Source organism: Empedobacter sp. UBA7248 (assembly GCF_002472945.1).
Lineage (GTDB): Bacteria > Bacteroidota > Bacteroidia > Flavobacteriales > Weeksellaceae > Empedobacter > Empedobacter falsenii_C.
Genome location: NZ_DKSU01000006.1, coordinates 36945 through 56378 on the forward strand (window position 1 = coordinate 36945; position 19434 = coordinate 56378).

Consider the following 19434-nt stretch of genomic DNA (forward strand, 5'->3'; position numbering starts at 1 on the left):
TCAGAGCAAAATGCTCTGAGATTTTTTGTTTTTTCTCTATTTTCCTCCACTTCTATTTGCTTCTTCTGCATTAGACGTTTGACGTTTACTCACATTGATTTTTGAGTTACCAAATTTATATGAAACCGAAAAACGTATCGATTGCGAATCATAATATTGTCTAAACGATTGCGGAATATTTTGCACATTTGTCGACAATGTTGAAAGATCTGTTTTGAAAATATCATAAGCCATCAACGACAACGTTAATTTCTTATCCATCGCCAAATATTTAAAACCTATGTCTAACGAAGAACTTGAACTATAATTAAATTCTCTGTTTTTTCCTTTTGGTGTAAACGTATAATTAGCTTGAGCCGTAAACGTTTTTTTAGTATTTAAATTCAGGTTATTATAAACCGAAAAATTAGCTCCATTTCCTGTATATTCTTTATCTAATACATCAATTTCATTGATTGATTTATTAAATCCAAAATTAAATTCAAGATTAGATTCCCACCATTTATAAGGTTTTAAAGTTGATGATAAACTAATTCCGTAATTAGACATTTTATAATAATTTAGTCGCTTAAATATTTGTGTTTGCGTCAATTCTCCATCCAATTCTTGTTCTTGATGAAAGGCAATTTGACCAAAACCATCTTGTATATTCTGATAATAAACTTTTGCTTGTAAATAATCTTTGAATCCATAACTTAACTCGAAATTATACACAAAAGCTGGCTGCATAAAAGGATTTCCTTCTGTGTAAGAAATAGGATTACTGTACCATTTATTTGGATTTAATTCCCAAAAAGCTGGTCGTTGAATTCTTCGTCCAAAATTAAAATTGAACGAATGATCTTCTGTTGGCTGATATTGAATATAAAATGTTGGAAATAATTTGAAATATTCTTTCTCCGTAATAATATTTGTGGTAATCGAGTTGGCTTTAGATTGCATAAATTCTCCTCTAAGTCCAATTTTAGTTGACCATTTATCTGATAATTTTCGTTGATACGATAAATATAAACTTTCTACATTCTCAGTATAATTGAAATGATCATTTTGCGTCATCAAATTCTCGTTGGTATTGATATCTGTAAAAACTGAATTTAATTTATAATCAGATTCTGTAGAACTTACTTTTGAACCAAATTCCCACGTTCCCTTTTTGTATGGAAAATAAAAATCAATTTTCCCCGAAATATTCTGAATATCCTTATCATTTAGATTATTTGCTAAAATTGTTTTGCGCTCTTTCTTGAAATACATATCCGAAATAAAATCGTTTTCATTAGCTCCAGTATTCGACATATAATCTAAATCAACAGAAAATTTCTTTCCAATTGTATCAAACTTGTGAGTAAAATTTAAGTTCAAATTATAGTTATCCCCATCTCCACCTGTACGAGAATTGGTAGAAAAATCTTTGATAATCTGACCATTTTGATTACTAATTGTTCTTGTTCTTTCTTTTCCTCCATTGTAATTATGGCCTCCATTAAACTGAATTCCAACTGTATTTTTGTCATTTATCTTATAACTTAAAGTTGTCAAACCAGATAAACCTCTATACATATTTTTATTTCTTACCTTTTGATTCCAATGTTCAGTTGGGTAATCATAATTCATATCATTGGTGTAGATATTATTTCCTGTATAATGCGATAAATCAACCAACGCAGAAAATTTATCTTTGGAGTATGAAAAATTAATTCCATCATTCAGAATCCCATAAACTCCTTGCGTATACGAACTTCTAAACGTTGTACTCCACGCATTTTGCTTTGCTTCTTTTAATACAATATTGATTAATCCACTATTTCCCTCAGCTTCATATTTTGCAGGAGGATTTGTTATCACTTCAATCTTTTTGATATTTGCAGATGGAATACTTTTGAGATAATTTGTTAAATCATTTCCACTCATCTGAACAATTCTATCATTTACCAAAACATTCACCGTACTTTTTCCAACAATAGAAATTTGATCATCTTTAATTTTGACAGAAGGTGTATTTTTCAAAGCATCTAAAGCATCTCCTCCAATTGCCGCAATAGAATTTTCTACATTAAAAACTAAACGATCAACAAATCGTTCATACGTCTTCGCTTTTCCTTGCACCAAAACCTCCTTCAAGCCTAATTGTTGACTTGTTATCGCAATATTTCCTACATCCAAATCATTGTTTACAGTTATTTTTCGTTGTTCTACAACTTTTCCCATTTCTTCTATTATTAATTCTATTTCTCCTTTTGGAGTTTTAAGAAGAAAAGTTCCATCTGTATTTGTTGTAATAAAATCTATAATTGAATCATTTTGAATGATAGAAACATCTAAAAATTCGACAGGTTGATTTTCTTGGTTGACAATTTTACCTTTTATAGAATATTGAGCAGATAAAAAATTCTGGAGTAAAAAAAGCGTTAGAATGGATGCGTAAAATTTCATTTGTGTTAATTTTTATACCTTATAGACGCTTGAATCGCTAAAATGTTACATCTTTTTTAGGCTAAAAATGTAGTTTTTTATAAATAATTGATTATGTTTATATTAATTAAATCATTACGACTATTATGAAAAAGAAACTATATCTATTTGCTATTGCAAGTTTATTTGCAACATCTACCATGTTTGCACAAACTTCTAAAACTTTTGTCATAGATGCTGGACATGGCGGTTTTGATAAAGGTTCAAATAATGGAAATATTGTAGAAAGTGAATATTCTTTAGAGTTGGCTCAAAAAATTCAACAATTAGCTAAAAAGAAAAATATCAATGTTATTTTAACGAGAGATGGGAATGATTTTCTTGATTTACAATCTCGTGTTGATAAAATGCATGAATTGGATCCTGAATTAGTTATCTCTTTGCATTTGAATAATGCTTCAAATAAGGAACTAAAAGGAGCTGAAGTTTTTATCAATAAAGATAATACAGATGTAAATACAGAAAAAATTGGAACTGAATTAGCACAATTAGTAAGTATTAATTCCATTGAAAACAGAGGCTTGAAGAAAGCTAATTTTAAAATATTAAGAGATTCTAAAAAGCCAACTTTTTTAATCGAATTAGGCTTCGCCAGTAATTCTACTGATGCCGAAACTTTGAAAAGTGCTTATCATAAAAATCAATTAGCAGAAAAAATTGTACAATTTTTAGAAAATTATCAATCGATATAAAACGAAAAAAAGGACTTCTATTGAAGTCCTTTTCTATATTTATTTGCAAATTGTTTTAATCACAATTTCCGTCAACATCACAAGAAGCACCATTTTGCGGTTGATCCAAATGATCTTTTTCGTAAGCCTGTGTCAAAGCAGAAACGAAATACTCGATAGGTTGAGCACCAGAAAGTGCATATTTACGGTCAATTACGAAAAACGGAACGCCAGAAACACCAATATTACGTGCATCTAAAATATCCGAAGCAACTTCAAAAACATTTGCATCAGAATTTAGCATTTCAAGAACTTCGGTTTTGTTCAAACCAATTTCTTCACCCAATTCAGCCAAAACTTCATAATCAGCCACATTTTTACCTTCAGTAAAATACGCTTTAAAAAGTCTTTCTTCTGCTTCCGAACCTTTTCCATTCGTTTGCGCAAAATGAATCAATCGATGAGCATCTCCTGTATTGACAACTTTAGAATTTTGTTGTTGAAAATCAATTCCAACAGCTTTTCCCATCTCAGCCAATTGATTATTCATTGCCGAAACTTGTTCTTCCGAAATTCCTTTTGCTTCTATCAAATAATCATTCACAGAAGTAATTTCAGTTTTAGATAAATCAGGATTTAACTGAAAACTTTTCCATTCAACCTGTATTTTATCTTGATAAGGAATTTGCGTTAAAGCTTGTTCAAAATGTTTTTTTCCGATGTAACAGAACGGACACATTACATCCGACCAGATTTCAATTTTCATATGGAAATTTTTGGTGTAAAAGTTTGTAAAAATACGCTTTTTATTTGAATGGATTCGGTTATTTTTCGGTTAATTTAATCTTGAAAAATTATTAACAAAATCTTGAAAAATAATCGTGCTAAATTGAGTTTTAAATTTGTTTAAGACAAGGTTTAAATTACCTTTGCAGTGAACCAAGATAAGATGATTAGTTTCATTTTTATTCCAAAACAAATAACGAACAAACAATATGTCAACACACGTAGTAGTCGGTCTTCAATGGGGTGACGAGGGAAAAGGAAAAATTACAGATGTATTAGCCGAAAAATCGGATTATGTTGTACGCTACCAAGGTGGTAACAACGCTGGTCATACGGTATATGTAGGCGATGATAAATTTGTCTTACACTTATTACCTTCTGGAGTTTTACAATGCAAAGGAAAATGTATTATTGCGAATGGTGTCGTAGTAAATCCTGAAGCTTTTTTTGCAGAAACTGAACAATTAGAAGCAAAAGGTTATTCTACAGATCACGTTTTTATCTCAAGAAGAGCGCATATCATTATGCCTTATCACATTTTGTTAGACGAATATCGTGAAGAATTTGCAGGAAAAGATAGTCAAATTGGTACAACAAAACGCGGAATTGGTCCTTGTTATGAGGATAAAGTAGCGCGCGTTGGTATTCGTGCAATTGATTTATTAAATCCTGAGGTTTTAGCAGAAAAAATCAAAGAAAATTTAGTGGTTAAAAATGCTTTATTCGAAAAATTATTCAATAAAGAGCCATTAAAATTCGAAGATATTTACGAAAAATATTTAGCTTACGGAGAGCGTTTGAAAGAACGTATCATGGATTCTGAATTAGAAATCAATCACGCGATTGACGAAGGTAAAAATGTATTATTCGAAGGTGCGCAGGCATTAATGTTAGACATCGATTTTGGTACATATCCATTCGTTACATCGTCTTCTCCAACAACTGGTGGAGTTTGTGTTGGTGCTGGAGTTCCTCCTACAAAATTGAAAAATTTGATCGGAGTTTCGAAAGCATATTGTACACGCGTTGGTAACGGTCCTTTCCCAACAGAATTAGACAACGAATTGGGGGAACAAATTCGTCAAGTTGGTCACGAATTCGGAGCATCAACAGGTCGTCCACGTAGAACGGGATGGTTAGATTTAGTAGCTTTGAAACACGCTTGTATGATTAACGGAATTACACATTTAGTGATCACTAAATTAGATGTAATGTCGAATATTGATACAGTAAAAGTTTGTACAGGTTACAAAACGGAAGACGGAAAAATCATTGATTATTTCACTTCTTCTACAACTAAATTAGCTGATTACGAAGCACAATACGACGAGTTACCAGGATGGAAAGAAGATATTACAAACGTAAAATCTTTTGATGAGTTACCGCAAACAGCGCAAGACTACATCCACTACATTGAGAAATACTTAGGAATCGAAGTTTATTTAGTTTCGGTTGGACCAGAGCGTTCTCAAAACATTATTAGAACAACTTTATTTTAATAAATTAAATAGTATAGCCTGACTTTTGTTGGGCTATAACTTTATGAGATATTTTTATGAATGAAATTTTAGAACGATTAAAACAATTGAATTTAGGTATAGATTCTATCGTCCCAATAAAAGGTGGTGATATTAATGATGCTTTTCGATTAGAATCGTTTGATAAAAAATATTTTTTAAAGGTAAATTCCGCCAACAACTTTCCTCATCTTTTCAAGAAAGAAGCACGTGCTTTAGAAGCCATCAAAAAGACCAAAACATTTTCGGTTCCGAAAGTGGTAAATGTTGGCGAAGCTGGAAAAGATTTTCAATATTTATTATTAGAATGGATGGAAACCTCTACTCCAACTGTTGTAAATTGGGAAAACTTAGGAAAAAATTTAGCAAAACTTCATCAAAATACAAGTAAACAATTTGGTTGGTCAGAAGATAATTACATTGCAATTGTCGTTCAACCGAATAGTTTAACGGATTCTTGGAGCGAATTTTATGCAAAAAATCGCATCATGCCAATGATGAAACTACTGCAAAACAAACAATTAATCAATTCAAAACAAATAAAATCTGCAGAGAATTTATGTAAACAATTGAATTCGATATTTCCAGAAGAAAAGCCTGCTTTATTGCATGGAGATTTTTGGAATGGAAATATTTTAGCCAACAAAAAAGGTGAATTCTCGGTTATAGATCCTGCAATTTATTATGGTCATCGCGAAATGGATTTGGCTATTGCAAAGCTTTTTGGAGGATTTGATGATGTATTTTTTGATGCTTATCACGAAAATAATCCTTTAGCACCAAATTTTGAAGAGCGTTTACCGATTGCACAATTATTTCCATTGTTGATACACGCTTACCTTTTCGAAGGTTATTATGTGAAAGATGTGCAAACCATTTTGAAAAAATTTTAAAAAACAAAACAAACAAATACAATGAACAAGTATCAAAATCCTTTAGAATCGAGATATTGTAGTGACGAAATGCTATATATCTTTTCTCCTGAGAAAAAATTCACAACATGGAGACAGCTTTGGATTGCTTTAGCAGAAATTGAAAAGGAACTTGGATTAGATATTACAGACGAACAAATTCAAGAGTTAAAAGATAACGCAACTAATATTGATTATGATGTTGCTGCGGCTTACGAAAAGAAATTTCGTCACGATGTAATGGCTCACGTTCACACTTACGGAGATGTTGCTCCAAGCGCAAAAGCGATTATTCACTTAGGTGCGACTTCAGCTTTTGTTGGCGATAATACAGATTTGATTCAGATTCGTGATGGATTTCAACATGTAAAAGGGCAATTAATCAATGTGATTGATGGTTTAGCAAAATTTGCACGTCAATACAAAGATTTACCAACTTTAGGATTTACACATTTCCAACCAGCGCAATTAACAACAGTAGGGAAACGTGCAACACTTTGGTTACAATCTGTTTTATTAGATTTAGAAGAATTAGAATTCAGAATAGATACTTTACGTTTTCGTGGAGTAAAAGGAACAACTGGTACAGCGGCTTCTTTCAAAGAATTATTTGATGGAGATTACCAAAAAGTAAAAACATTAGACAAAAAATTATCTGAACGTTTCGGATTCAAAAATGTTTTTGCAGTTTCTGGACAAACTTACGATCGTAAAATTGATGCACAAGCATTAGAATTATTATCAAACATTGCTCAATCTGCACATAAATTCACAAACGACTTACGTTTATTACAAAATTTAAAAGAGATTGAAGAACCTTTCGAGAAAAATCAAATTGGATCTTCTGCAATGGCATATAAACGTAATCCTATGCGTTCTGAGCGTATCGCTTCTTTAGCTAAATACGTGATGTCTTTGGCAACTTCTCCTGCAATGGTTGCATCTACGCAATGGTTCGAAAGAACGTTAGATGATTCTGCCAATAAACGTTTAGCTGTTCCTCAGGCTTTCTTAGCGATTGATGCAATTTTAATCATTTGGAACAATATTTTAGATGGTTTAGTCGTTTATCCTAAAATCATCGAGAAGCATATCGCGGAAGAATTACCATTTATGGCAACCGAATATATCATTATGGAAGGTGTTAAAAATGGTGGAGATCGTCAAGAATTACACGAAATTATTCGTACACACTCTATGGAAGCTGCAAAACAAGTGAAAATGGAAGGAAAATCTAACGATTTGATTGAGCGTATCATTGCTGATGATAATGTGAAGATTGACAAAGAAAAATTAGTCGAATTATTAGATCCGAAAAACTTTACAGGATTTGCTTCTGAACAGACAGAAGAGTTCTTAAAAGATTTGGTTGATCCAATTATCGAAGAAAATAAAGCACTTTTAGGCGCTCACACAGACCTTAAAGTGTAAACACGCTTAAGACAAACACATGAAACAAAAAAAAAGACTTCCGAATTGGAAGTCTTTTTTTAATTTTAACCTTTAATCAATTTCAATCAATGAGAAAATTCTTTCTGCTTTTTGCACTTATTTGTTCTTTTCAACTATTTGGACAAATCAAATATATCACAAATAAAGAATTTACTATACAAGGAAAAGCCTTTGATAATGCACCTTTCTATCATAGAATCGACACCAACAAATACGCAAATCTTCCCGAAAAAGTAAAAGGTTTATTTACTGCTCCCGCTGGATTATATGTTACATTCAAATCGAATACATCGCAAATAAAACTAGATTGGACAACTCGTTCTACTTATCTGGGTGCGAATACAACTGGAATCATGGCGCGTGGATTGGATTTGTATATCAAAGAAAACGGAAAGTGGATTTTTGCAGGTGCGGCTTTACCAAATCAGCAAAATATCAAAAGTGAATATGATATTGTCAAAAATTTATCTAAGACAGAAAAGGAATTCATGCTTTATTTGCCACTTTGGAACGAAATTACAGACTTAAAAATAGGAATTGATGCTTCTTCAAATTTTATCAATCAACCGATTGCGTATAAAAAGAAAATCGTGGTTTATGGTTCGAGCATTGTACAAGGTGCGTCAGCAAGTCGTCCTGGAATGAATTATCCATCAATTTTAACGCGAAAAACAGGTTACGAATTCATTAATCTTGGTTTGAGTGGAAATGCTAAAATTGAAATTGAATTAGCTGAAATGATTAAAGATATTCAAGGTGTTGATTTGTTTATCTTGGATTGTGTTCCGAATAGTTCTCCTGAAGAAATCAAAAGTAGAACAATTCCGTTCGTTAAATTACTCCGAAAACATCATCCAAAAACTCCTATTTTGATGTTAGAAAGCTTGATTCGACCGATGAGTAAATTTGATTTAACTGCTCACGAAGATATGATAAGACAAAATCAAACCTATCGTGCACAATACGATGCATTGATAAAAGAAGGTGTAAAAGATTTGTATTTATTGAAAGGTGATAATTTAATCGGTTCAGATTACGAAGGTTCTACAGACGGAATTCATCCAAATGATTTAGGTTTTAGTAGATTATCAGAAGCTATTGAGAAAAAAGTAAATGAAATTTTGAGTAAGAAATAGATTATTTTCAAAAAATAATTTTAAAATGTAATCAATAAAAATCTTAACTTAATCACTAATTATTAAACAATTACAACTAACCTATGAGATTAACTATTACCATCCTTATTCTATTTTTTTATTCATGTAAAAAGATGAATAATAATTCAGTTAATATTGTTCAAAATACAAATACTGAAAATCCTAAACCTGATAATAATCAAAATGAAGTCTTGAAAACAGATGACATTCTTTTTAATGGAAAACTTAAACGATTTTTTACCAAAAAAGATTTTGAAAACGTTTTTGGTAAAGCTGATAGTATAATGTTGATGTCAGAAGAAGCTCCTTGTTCTTATATTTTCGAAAATAAAGATGGAACCAAAAACATGGATGATAAATACTATTATAAAGATGGCTCTCGTTTTGAAAATTCTAAAAATGAATTTGCAGTTGATGAATTCAGATTCTCAAAGAATAATTACATCTTATACAAAGGAAAAAAATTATCCTCACAAACAACTATTACAGAACTTAAAAAATTGTTTCCAAATGCAATGAATGATATTGGGACAATAGATGTTTATAATGAAGGTAAGTTACAAGTAATTCAATTAAGAGAAGATGAGCATAATATTTCTGATGGACATATCAAAATATTCATTAAAAATGGAAAATTATACAATATGCATTGGTGGTTTCCTTGTTAAAATATTGAGTATAATAGCTGACGAAAAATTAATTACCTTTAAATAATAACTAATATTTTATACCAACTTTTCTCAAAATAAAACCTAACAACCAAATTGGTCCAACCAACAGAAATTGTAAATCCTTAAGAAAACTTGGCTTCTTCCCTTCTATTTTGTGACCTACAAATTGCAGAATCCATGTAATGATAAAAACTACTAAATAAACTATCCAAGATTTTGTACCGAATTGAAGATTGCACAACGAAATAAAATATTCCATAATCAACATTAGAAAAATCATGATTAGACCAACGACAACCGATAATCTAAAATAAAAGATTGAAACAATCATCAATGCAATGATTGAAGCTATACTGATATAACCAAAACTTGGAATATAAAAATGCGGTGTTGGAATGTAGGAAATAAAACCAAGAATCGTCCAAAAGATGAGCGGAACACAAATCCAATGAATGGTTTTATTTGTCCCATTTTGATGACTTTCTCCATATTCACTAAAAAGTTGTTCTATTTTTCTCATTTTGGATGATTTTATATTAAATATAGGTTGAATTTGGATAAATTATAAAACCTAATCGTTAAAATATTTTAATTCAATTCAACTATTTTCACCACAAAAAACGATTATACGAGAAAGCCAACATCTATATGTTGGCTTTCTCGTATACTTTGGAGCAACGACTCGCGAAAAGAAACACGAAGTGTTGATCTATATTATAAAAATTTTAAGCTTGCATGACAAAAATTGCGGGACGTTTATGAAAATCATACTTTTCATTTTTCCACTCTTTAATCGATAACGTGCGGATATCTTCGTCCTCTAATGTAATGTGACATGCAACGCAAATCTTGGTTTCGGCACGAAGAATTTTCGTTAAATCGTCTACCATTTGATTGTTACGATAGGGCGTTTCCATAAAAATTTGAGCAATTCCAGTCTTTGCACTTTCAGCTTCCAAATGTGCCAATTTCTTTTTACGTTCCGTTTTATCGATTGGTAAATAACCATGAAAAGCAAAGTTTTGACCATTCATTCCAGAAGCCATTAACGCCAACAAAATCGACGATGGACCAACCAAAGGAACTACCTGGATGCGTTTCTGTTGCGCAACTTTTACCAACTGCGCACCCGGATCTGCAACAGCAGGCAAACCAGCTTCGGAAATAATTCCGATCGTTTTGTTTTGATCCAATAATTTGATCAAATCTAACATTTCTTCTGGCTCTGTATCTTTGTTTAGAATGTAAATATCTAAATCGGCTTGAACTTTTTCGGGGCAAACTTGTTTGATAAATTTACGTGCAGATTTTTCGTTTTCTACCACAAACGTATCAATTGCTCGAATAACGTCAAGATTGTATAAAGGCAATACTCTACTGTGTTCGCTTTCACCTAAAAGTGAAGGAATCAAATAAACTTTAGCCGTTTTCATTGTATAATTTTAAAGATTGTATTTTTTGATGATTCCGTCTGTGGCTTCATCTAATAATTGATAAACATGCTCGAAAGCATCTTCACCATCGTAGTAAGGATCAGGCACATTTTGCGTTTGCCCTATTCCATCTTTCAAAATCAATTTGATTTTGCTTTGCTCCTCTTCGCTTCGAGCTAATTGTTGCAAATCAATTAAATTTTGTTCATCCATTGCAAAGATTAAATCAAACTCATCGAAAAAAACTGGATTGAAATGCATCGCGCGTTGATCAGAAATATCAACACCATGTTTTTTAGCAACCGCAACCGAGCGTCTATCTGGCTGTTCACCAACATGCCAATCGCCTGTACCAGCAGAATCTACCAAATGATTGTCGCCAACCTTTGCTTGTAAAATTCCTTCTGCCAACGGAGAACGACAAATATTACCTAAACAAACCATCAAAATTTTCATTGAAAAAGTATTTATAGATTAATCTGCAATTTTACGTGAAATATCTTCGATATAACCACGGAATTGCTTATCTGTTTCTTGTAAATTTTTCACTGTTTTACATGCATGTAAAACTGTTGCGTGATCACGTTTACCGATTTGTGTACCAATACTTGCCAAAGACGCTTTTGTATATTGTTTTGCAAAATACATTGCTAATTGACGCGCTTGTACGACATCACGTTTACGTGTTTTTGACTGAATATCTTCAATCTTCACTTTGAAGTATTCACAAACTGTTTTCTGAATGTAATCAATCGAGATTTCTTTGCGAGCAGTTTGTACTAATTTTGATAACGTACGTGCTGTTAAATCTAACGTAATTTCACGTTTATTCAACGTTGCTTGTGCAATGATTGAGTTTAATGAACCTTCTAATTCACGCACATTTGTATCAATATTTTGTGCGATATAATCCATTACTTCATCAGGAAATTCGATACCATCGTTTTCTAATTTTTGTTTCAAAATTGAAAGACGTGTATTGTAATCAGGATTTTGTAAATCGGCTGATAATCCCCATTTGAAACGAGAAATCAAACGATCTTCCATATCTTGAATATCTGCTGGAGATTTATCCGAAGTCAAAATAATCTGATTTCCTCTTTGATGTAAATGGTTAAATATATGGAAGAAAACTTCTTGCGTTTTTGCTTTTCCAGATAAAAACTGAATATCATCCATTATCAAAACGTCAATCATTTGATAAAAGTGAATGAAATCATTTTGATTATTATTTTTTACAGCTTCGATAAATTGTTGTGTAAATTTCTCAGTAGAAACATACAAAACAGTTTTCTCTGGGTGTAAATCTTTTACTTCTAAACCTATCGCATGCACCAAATGAGTTTTTCCTAATCCTACTCCACCATAGATGAATAGTGGATTGAACGAAGTCCCTCCTGGGCGTTTGGCAATCGCACGACCAGCCGCACGAGCTAATCGGTTTGATTCTCCTTCGATGAAATTATTGAATGTATAGTTATGATTTAATTGCGAATCAATTTTTAATTTTTGCAATCCTGGAATAACGAAAGGATTCATCATTTTACCAGCTTGCAAATTAATTGGCGCTTCTACCTCTTGTGGGCGAGGTTTTTCTTTGTTCGAACTTGGAATACGTACCGTAAATGGCTCACGTCCTTGCGACTTTTGATCCATCAAAATACTGTATACCAATTTTGCATCAGAACCTAATTCTTTTTGTAAGGCACTTTTTAAAATTTTGATATAATGTTCCTCTAACCATTCGTAAAAAAATTTACTTGGTACTTGTATTGTTAAAACATTATTATTTAGTTTGCCCGGACGTATCGGTACAAACCAAGTATTGAAGGCATCTTCCGCAATGTTGTCTTTTATAAAAGACAAGCATTTTTCCCACACAGAATTTGCAGTTATCGTCATAATATTGTCCAAAAGTGCTTAAGTTTTAATGTAAATTACTGAAAGTCAATGTTAAATTTTCATCAACCCTTCTCTACAAAATTGTGAACAAATTTTGAATAAAAAAAATGATTTAGGTATTGATATATTAAAAAATACTTTGTATAATTCAAAATAATCAATAAGTAGTTTTAGATAAAATAAAAGTAATGCAAAGATAATCTTTTCGGACATATTTTGGCTTATAAAACTATTAATTCTTATTTTTGTATCACTATGGAAATTACACAAGAAAAAATTGACTTCGCAATTATCAAAGTAGAAAATCATTTAAATGATTTGGGCATCAAAAATAATTTTTCTCTTTTACGAATTGAACAAGGTGAAGAAGAAAATGTAAGGACTTTTTATTATGAAATAGCAAATCCTACTTTTAAAACGATTATTCAAATTCAATACGATTTCTTAAAAGAAAAGCAAAAAGATTCTTCACAAACTTCTTTTAGTTGGATGGATTACAAAAAAATTACTGAATAGACTTTTTCATTTTTTATATAATTAATGATAAAGTCTTTTTTTTGTTCTCTACTTTTGAAGATTAAAATGATGTTTTTAGAAAATTATGGAGAAGATAGAACAAACTGAACAATTAAATGTTTTTCGCACCAAAACTCGTATTCTATATAAACACACCGATCAAATGAAAGTGGTTTATTACGGAAACTATCCAGAGTTTTATGAAATTGGTCGTGTAGAATTGATGCGTGAGCGTGGTTTTCCTTATGCCGAATTGGAAGCAATGGGAATTCAGATGCCGATTATCGAAATGCATACAAAATATATTGGTAGCGCTTTGTACGATGAATTAATCGAGATTGAAACAACCGTTCATGAGCGCGACAAAGGTGTTCGCATTCGATTTGATTACAATATATATAATGAAGCGGGAAAAATAATTAATCAAGGATACACTATTTTATGTTGTATTGATGCCGAAACTCGACGTCCTGTTCGTATTCCGGAACGTATTTGGATAAGTTTAGGTTTATAATATTATTTAGAATGATTAATTATTCGTTAAAACAAATTCTTGCACATGATTTCTCATTAAATTTGTTCCTTAACAAAACATGATTAAAAACGAATGTCAACACTTCAAGAAAAAATCAATCAAACGATTGTAGACGTTATCGATTTTCCAAAAGAAGGAATTGTCTACAAAGATATTACTCCATTGTTCTTAAATCCTGAACTTTCGGACGAAATTGTAGACGCTTTTGTAGAAAAAGCAAAAGGTAAAGTGGATATTGTTTGTGGAATTGAAAGCCGTGGATTTTTGTACGGAATTCAGATTGCACAAAAATTAAAAGTCCCTTTTGTATTAATTCGTAAAGCTGGTAAATTACCTCCTCCAACAATTAGTCAATCGTATGATTTGGAATATGGACAAGCAACGATAGAAGTAAATTCGAATTACATCAAAGATGGTGCGCGAGTTTTAATTCACGATGATGTTTTGGCAACTGGTGGAACTGCCGAAGCTTGTGCTAAATTGGTAGAAAAATGTGGCGGAAAAACAACACAATTTTCATTTATTGTTGATTTGACTTTCTTAAAAGGAAAGGATAAATTAACGTCTTTCACAACTGATATTGTTACTTTAACAGAATATTAAACTAAAAACTCCGTTCAAAATTTTGAGCGGAGTTTTTTATTTTTTAGGCGCTATAATCACTTCAGGCGCTCTTTCATTCCCAATATCCAACAAAGCTTTTATATTCGCTAAAATCTCTCTAAAACTCTGTTTACCTTCTGTTTTATAAGGTCCGCTATCTGCATTATATCCAATACAATCTAATCCGAAAACTTTTCCTAAGAAAAGCGCTCTTTTGAGATGATAAGATTGAGAAATTAAAATCACTTTATCAAATTGATAAATATTTTTGGTTCTATAAATCGTGCTATACGTGTCCAAACCTGCCCCATCGAGATAAGTATCTTCAATTTTGACACCTCTATCCAACAAGTATTTTTCCATCACATCAATTTCATTAAAATTCTCGTGAAGTTTTTCTCCAGAAAGTAAAATTACATCCACTTGATCTTCTTTGTAAAGTCGAATTGCAGCATCCAAACGATCTTTTAAAAAACGAGTTGGTTGTCCATTAGCTTGCACTTTTGCACCAAAGACAACTGCTACACGATAATCTGACGGAATATTTCCTTGATAATTGTAAATGTAATACGAAGTAAAAATCTGAATAATCAATGCAACGATCAAAGTAAAAACCGTTATTAATCCAACGATAAACATACTTTTACGCATTACAAATCTTCCTATTTTCACAAGTTTACTCAACTATCTTTTATTTTAAAAAATTTTAACATTCAAAAGTCTATAAGTTTAGTGATATTTAAAAATTATAAATGTGAAAATTATTTTAAATTTTTCATCGTAATTTTAGAGAATGAATGAGATTGAGTTAAGAACAGTTACCGTTGAACGCTATTTGCAACCTTTGCGCGAAGGTGGTTCTTTGCCAGCACTAGCTGATGCAGATGACGGTTTTAAATATGTTTTAAAATTTAAAGGTGCTGGTCATGGCCCTCGCATGCTGATTTCTGAATTGTTAGGAGGAGAAATTGCACGTGTTTTAGGATTTAAAGTTCCTGAATTAGTTTTTGCAAATTTGGACGAATATTTTGGTCAATCCGAAGCTGATGAAGAAATTCAGGATTTGTTAAAATTTAGCGAAGGAACTAATTTGGCTTTGCATTATTTGTCTGGTGCAATCAATTATGATCCTGCTGTGATGAAAATTGATAACAAATTATCTTCGCAAATCGTTTGGTTAGATGCATTTTTGACGAATGTAGATCGTACTTTTCGTAATACAAATATGTTGATGTGGCATAAAGAATTGTGGTTGATAGATCATGGTGCATCTTATTATTTTCATCATTCGTGGGACAATTGGGAAAAAGCGGCTCTTGCTCCTTTTACACCTATTAAAGACCATGTTTTATTGAAAAATGCGACAAAACTTGAAGAAGTTGATACAGAATTTAAAGCGATTTTGAATGATGAAATCATTGATAAAATTGTCGATTTGATTCCTGATGAATGGTTAGAAACAGAAGTTACGCATTCTACTCACGAAGAAATGAAAACGGTCTACAAAACATTTATCAAAACTCGATTACAACATACCGAACTTTTTATAAACGAAGCAAACAATGCCAGAAAAAATCTTATATGAGTATGCGATTCTTCGTTTGGTTCCGAAAGTTGAACGCGAAGAATTTATCAATGTTGGAGTAATTTTATTTTCGAAAAAAGAAGATTATTTGAAAGTAAAATATTTTATTAATGACAATAGAATCAATGCTTTTTGCCACGAATTAGACCTTGATTTTATTGACAGTAATTTGAATGCTTTGTCTAAAATTGCCGAAGGAATTCATCCCGAATCTGCTGTCTCTAATTTCGATACGCCTGAACGTTTTCGTTGGTTAACGGCTGTCAGAAGTTCGTCTATCCAAAGTTCTCGTCCGCATCCAGGTAAAACAACAAACCTTGATAAAACCTTGGATCGATTATTTAAAGAACATGTTTTATAAAAGTTAAATACTTAAAAACGAATATTTTAAAAACATTTTCTTAAATTTGGTTATACATTAATTTTAAATTATTTATCGCCATGAGTACATTAAGAAACAAAGTTCAGCTAATTGGGAATGTTGGTAGCAATCCTGAAGTTAAAACATTAGAAAACGAAAAGAAGCTTGCAAAATTTAGTCTAGCAACAAACGAAAGCTACACAAATAGCAAAGGTGAGAAAGTGCAGCAAACGACGTGGCACAATTTAGTTGCTTACGGACCAATTGTAAATGTGATCGAAAAACACGTAGAAAAAGGAAAACAACTTGCTATAGAAGGCAAATTGACTTACCGAGATTATCAAGATAAAGATGATCAACAAAAAACGATTACAGAAATTATAATTGATGAAATTGTACTTCTTTAGCGTTTAAAATAAAAGGGAAACGGATTAGTTCGTTTCCCTTTTATTGTTTTATTAATTAACTTTTTCTAAAATAGTTTCCAAACTCTGGATTTATTACAATCATTAAACCTACTATTAGACTAAATATGATTATTAAAACGATATATGAAAGTATCATTAACAAAAAAATTAAAAAGATTTTCCATATAATCAATTTTACTGATTTTGTTGGATAATAATTCTTATAAAAGAAGAATAAAATAAATGGAAGTAATAAAAAACTTAATGATGTGATTTTAAAAATAATTTCCAAATCATTTTTAAAAAAATACATTAGTGGATAAATTAATAATATTGAACTTATTGTATAAAACGATAAAATAAATGAATTCATCACTACATGTTCATAATAATTTTCACCCCATTTTCTAAAAACAATTTTTGTAAGTATAGCAAAAAATGGAAGTAATGCTAACATCAATAATGCATTATTACTAGCTAAGAAGGCAATTATATCATTTGAAAACTCATTATTAAGTCCCATAGACTTATAAGTCTCTTTAAAAATGTCATTTAAACCAATTACTTGATAACTTAAAAATGATGCAATACCAGAAAGTGCTAGAGCAAACATTAAAGGCTTATAATGATTAACACGGCTTCCTTCAATGAATTCCCTTGCTGTTTTACCAGGATTTATTGCTGTTTTCTTTAATGTATAGTAGAAACCTTTGTTTGTATGCGCATACAAATCTTGCAATTCATCCAATATATAAGTTTTATTAATTCTCTTATTTTTACGTTGACCACAATTTCCACAGAAATTTTCTGTAATCAAATTACCACAAGTCATACATTTATCACTCATAAAAATCTTAAGAATTAATTATTTCTATTTTTTAATTCTTGGTTGATTTGATTTAAACCTGTAATAAATGGAATAAAAATGACAGATAAAGAAACAAAAACGACATTTATAGGTTTTAAATAATTAGCAAAAAATCCAAGAATAAGTGAAATAGAAATTATAAGTAATATAATTTGAATCGTAATTGTTAGTTTATTAACTTTCTTATGTTTAGTCTGTAATTCATCTAATGTTAGTTCTGATAATTTATTTTTAGTTTGCATAAGTTTTTAGTATTAATTACGTCAAAAATAAAAAATTAATTGAAACAAAAAAGGATTTCAAAAAATGAAATCCTTTTAATATTATCCTAACATTCTAATCGCGGTTTTTAGACCTTCGATAAATGTATCTATTTCTTCTTTTGTATTATAAACAGCGAATGAAGCGCGTACCGTTCCCGGAATATTGAAATGATGCATAATTGGTTGCGCGCAATGATGTCCTGTACGAACTGCAATTCCTTTTTTGTCCAAAATCATCCCGACATCAGATGAATGAACACCATCAAATTTTAAGTTGAAAGAAACAGCACCAGAATGCTCTGCATCTTTTGCATAAATCTCCACTTCATCAAATTCTGATAAACGTTGAATGGTATAATCTACCAATTCTTTTTCATAATCGTGAATCGTTTGCAGTCCGATAGAATTGATAAAATCTACCGCAGCTCCAAGTCCGATAATACCTGCAATATCTGGTGTACCAGCCTCAAATTTAAAAGGTAAACAAGCGTAAGTCGAAACTTCCATCGTTACATCTTTTATCATCTCTCCTCCTCCGTGGAAAGGTGGTAATTCATTCAAGATATCTTCTTTTCCATACAAAATACCGATTCCAGTTGGACCGTACATTTTATGTCCAGAAAAAACCAAGAAATCACAATCCATTGCTTGTACATCAATAACCGTATGTGGAGCAGATTGTGCCGCATCAATCAAAACCCAAGCACCTTTTGCATGTGCTTTTTCGATAATTGTTTTGATCGGATTTACAACACCTAAAGCATTCGAAACTTGATTAACACAAACTAATTTAGTTTTATCTGTCAATAAATCATCCAATTTATCAATATCCAAAATACCTTCTGCAGTTAACGGAATATATTTCAGTTTTGCACCAGTTCGCTGACACAACAATTGCCAAGGAACGATGTTAGAATGATGCTCGATTTCGGTAATAATAATTTCATCATCGGCTGATAAAACATTACGAAGTGAATTAGAAACTAAGTTAATTCCTTCCGTTGTTCCACGCGTAAAAATGATTTCATAATCATGTTTCGCATTGATAAATTTCTGAATCTTACGACGCGATTCTTCCATCAAATCTGTTGCTTCTTGACTTAATGTATGAATTCCACGATGTACATTTGCATTGTACTTTTCGTAATATTCGTCTAAAACATCTAAAACAACTTTCGGTTTTTGAGAAGTTGCACCATTATCTAAATAAACCAATGGTTTTCCATTGACTTCTCTATTTAAAATTGGAAATTGACTTCTTATTTGTTGAATATCTATTGACATTTTTTTTAGTTTTGAGTAATGAGCTATGAGTGATGTGTAA

General features: G+C 31.2%; 22 protein-coding genes. 12 read left to right on the plus strand and 10 right to left on the minus strand.

Translation table 11 applies throughout. The features are described 5' to 3' along the window. Positions 1-36 precede the first annotated feature (36 nt). Complete coding sequence (locus B4A23_RS04885) at positions 37-2433, minus strand: outer membrane beta-barrel family protein (RefSeq protein ID WP_291117561.1); 2397 nt, start codon at positions 2431-2433, stop codon at positions 37-39. A gap of 125 nt (positions 2434-2558) precedes the next feature. Between B4A23_RS04885 and B4A23_RS04890 the strand changes: the two genes are divergently transcribed. Then, the gene (locus B4A23_RS04890) at positions 2559-3164 is read left to right on the plus strand and encodes an N-acetylmuramoyl-L-alanine amidase (protein WP_291117563.1); all 606 of its coding nucleotides are present in this window, start codon (positions 2559-2561) and stop codon (positions 3162-3164) included. 55 nt (positions 3165-3219) lie between these two features. Here B4A23_RS04890 and B4A23_RS04895 read toward each other — a convergent pair whose 3' ends face one another. Beyond that, positions 3220-3909: a DsbA family oxidoreductase gene (locus B4A23_RS04895; RefSeq protein ID WP_291117567.1), complete on the minus strand. Its 690-nt coding sequence runs from the start codon at positions 3907-3909 to the stop codon at positions 3220-3222. 229 nt (positions 3910-4138) lie between these two features. Here B4A23_RS04895 and B4A23_RS04900 point away from each other — a divergent pair, with 229 nt between their 5' ends. The 5 genes from B4A23_RS04900 to B4A23_RS04920 all read left to right on the plus strand — a co-directional run bounded on the left by B4A23_RS04900 (position 4139) and on the right by B4A23_RS04920 (position 9634). Then, positions 4139-5428 carry an adenylosuccinate synthase gene (locus B4A23_RS04900; protein WP_038333598.1) on the plus strand — a complete coding sequence of 430 codons (1290 nt, stop codon included), beginning with the start codon at positions 4139-4141 and terminating at the stop codon, positions 5426-5428. Between the two features lie 56 nt (positions 5429-5484). Further along, complete coding sequence (locus B4A23_RS04905) at positions 5485-6339, plus strand: fructosamine kinase family protein (RefSeq protein ID WP_038333597.1); 855 nt, start codon at positions 5485-5487, stop codon at positions 6337-6339. Between the two features lie 21 nt (positions 6340-6360). Continuing rightward, the gene (gene purB / locus B4A23_RS04910; RefSeq protein WP_038333596.1) at positions 6361-7788 is read left to right on the plus strand and encodes an adenylosuccinate lyase; all 1428 of its coding nucleotides are present in this window, start codon (positions 6361-6363) and stop codon (positions 7786-7788) included. An 89-nt stretch (positions 7789-7877) separates the two neighbouring features. Further along, complete coding sequence (locus B4A23_RS04915) at positions 7878-8945, plus strand: SGNH/GDSL hydrolase family protein (RefSeq protein WP_291117570.1); 1068 nt, start codon at positions 7878-7880, stop codon at positions 8943-8945. A 134-nt stretch (positions 8946-9079) separates the two neighbouring features. Next, positions 9080-9634, plus strand: a complete 555-nt coding sequence (locus B4A23_RS04920; RefSeq protein ID WP_291117573.1) for a hypothetical protein — start codon at positions 9080-9082, stop codon at positions 9632-9634. Between the two features lie 49 nt (positions 9635-9683). Here the strand turns inward: B4A23_RS04920 and B4A23_RS04925 are convergent, their stop codons facing one another. From B4A23_RS04925 to dnaA, 4 genes are all read right to left on the minus strand, one after another. Further along, on the minus strand, positions 9684-10157 hold the full coding sequence (locus B4A23_RS04925; RefSeq protein WP_291117576.1) for a DUF962 domain-containing protein: 474 nt from the start codon (positions 10155-10157) through the stop codon (positions 9684-9686). Between the two features lie 205 nt (positions 10158-10362). Further along, positions 10363-11070 carry an SAM-dependent methyltransferase gene (locus B4A23_RS04930; protein ID WP_286501802.1) on the minus strand — a complete coding sequence of 236 codons (708 nt, stop codon included), beginning with the start codon at positions 11068-11070 and terminating at the stop codon, positions 10363-10365. Between the two features lie 9 nt (positions 11071-11079). After that, on the minus strand, positions 11080-11526 hold the full coding sequence (locus B4A23_RS04935) for a low molecular weight protein-tyrosine-phosphatase (protein ID WP_291117579.1): 447 nt from the start codon (positions 11524-11526) through the stop codon (positions 11080-11082). Positions 11527-11544: 18 nt separating this feature from the next. After that, entirely contained in the window at positions 11545-12972 is a 1428-nt protein-coding gene (dnaA, locus tag B4A23_RS04940) for a chromosomal replication initiator protein DnaA (RefSeq protein ID WP_038333589.1), read from the minus strand. Positions 12973-13227: 255 nt separating this feature from the next. On the opposite strand from dnaA, the gene B4A23_RS04945 reads away from it, so the two are divergent. The 3 genes from B4A23_RS04945 (at position 13228) to B4A23_RS04955 (ending at position 14626) form a co-directional block, all read left to right on the plus strand. Next, the gene (locus tag B4A23_RS04945) at positions 13228-13488 is read left to right on the plus strand and encodes a hypothetical protein (protein ID WP_291117581.1); all 261 of its coding nucleotides are present in this window, start codon (positions 13228-13230) and stop codon (positions 13486-13488) included. Between the two features lie 85 nt (positions 13489-13573). Next, a complete protein-coding gene (locus B4A23_RS04950; protein WP_291117584.1) occupies positions 13574-14002 on the plus strand; it encodes an acyl-CoA thioesterase in 429 nt (142 codons plus the stop codon). A 93-nt stretch (positions 14003-14095) separates the two neighbouring features. Then, positions 14096-14626, plus strand: a complete 531-nt coding sequence (locus tag B4A23_RS04955; protein ID WP_291117588.1) for an adenine phosphoribosyltransferase — start codon at positions 14096-14098, stop codon at positions 14624-14626. A gap of 36 nt (positions 14627-14662) precedes the next feature. On the opposite strand, the gene B4A23_RS04960 is transcribed toward B4A23_RS04955, so the two are convergent. Further along, a complete protein-coding gene (locus tag B4A23_RS04960) occupies positions 14663-15298 on the minus strand; it encodes a SanA/YdcF family protein (RefSeq protein WP_180906281.1) in 636 nt (211 codons plus the stop codon). A 121-nt stretch (positions 15299-15419) separates the two neighbouring features. On the opposite strand from B4A23_RS04960, the gene B4A23_RS04965 reads away from it, so the two are divergent. The 3 genes from B4A23_RS04965 to B4A23_RS04975 all read left to right on the plus strand — a co-directional run bounded on the left by B4A23_RS04965 (position 15420) and on the right by B4A23_RS04975 (position 16979). Further along, a complete protein-coding gene (locus B4A23_RS04965; RefSeq protein WP_291117591.1) occupies positions 15420-16211 on the plus strand; it encodes a HipA family kinase in 792 nt (263 codons plus the stop codon). Next, a complete protein-coding gene (locus B4A23_RS04970; protein WP_291117594.1) occupies positions 16189-16572 on the plus strand; it encodes a DUF3037 domain-containing protein in 384 nt (127 codons plus the stop codon). The genes B4A23_RS04965 and B4A23_RS04970 overlap by 23 nt, the downstream gene beginning before the upstream one ends. Positions 16573-16652: 80 nt before the next feature. Beyond that, complete coding sequence (locus B4A23_RS04975) at positions 16653-16979, plus strand: single-stranded DNA-binding protein (protein WP_180906278.1); 327 nt, start codon at positions 16653-16655, stop codon at positions 16977-16979. Between the two features lie 55 nt (positions 16980-17034). On the opposite strand, the gene B4A23_RS04980 is transcribed toward B4A23_RS04975, so the two are convergent. The 3 genes from B4A23_RS04980 to B4A23_RS04990 all read right to left on the minus strand — a co-directional run bounded on the left by B4A23_RS04980 (position 17035) and on the right by B4A23_RS04990 (position 19394). Continuing rightward, a complete protein-coding gene (locus B4A23_RS04980; RefSeq protein WP_291117599.1) occupies positions 17035-17826 on the minus strand; it encodes a DUF3667 domain-containing protein in 792 nt (263 codons plus the stop codon). Between the two features lie 14 nt (positions 17827-17840). Beyond that, positions 17841-18089, minus strand: coding sequence for a hypothetical protein (locus B4A23_RS04985; RefSeq protein ID WP_291117602.1), 249 nt, complete (start codon positions 18087-18089; stop codon positions 17841-17843). Positions 18090-18170: 81 nt separating this feature from the next. Continuing rightward, the gene (locus tag B4A23_RS04990; protein ID WP_291117605.1) at positions 18171-19394 is read right to left on the minus strand and encodes an aminotransferase class V-fold PLP-dependent enzyme; all 1224 of its coding nucleotides are present in this window, start codon (positions 19392-19394) and stop codon (positions 18171-18173) included. Positions 19395-19434: the final 40 nt, after the last annotated feature.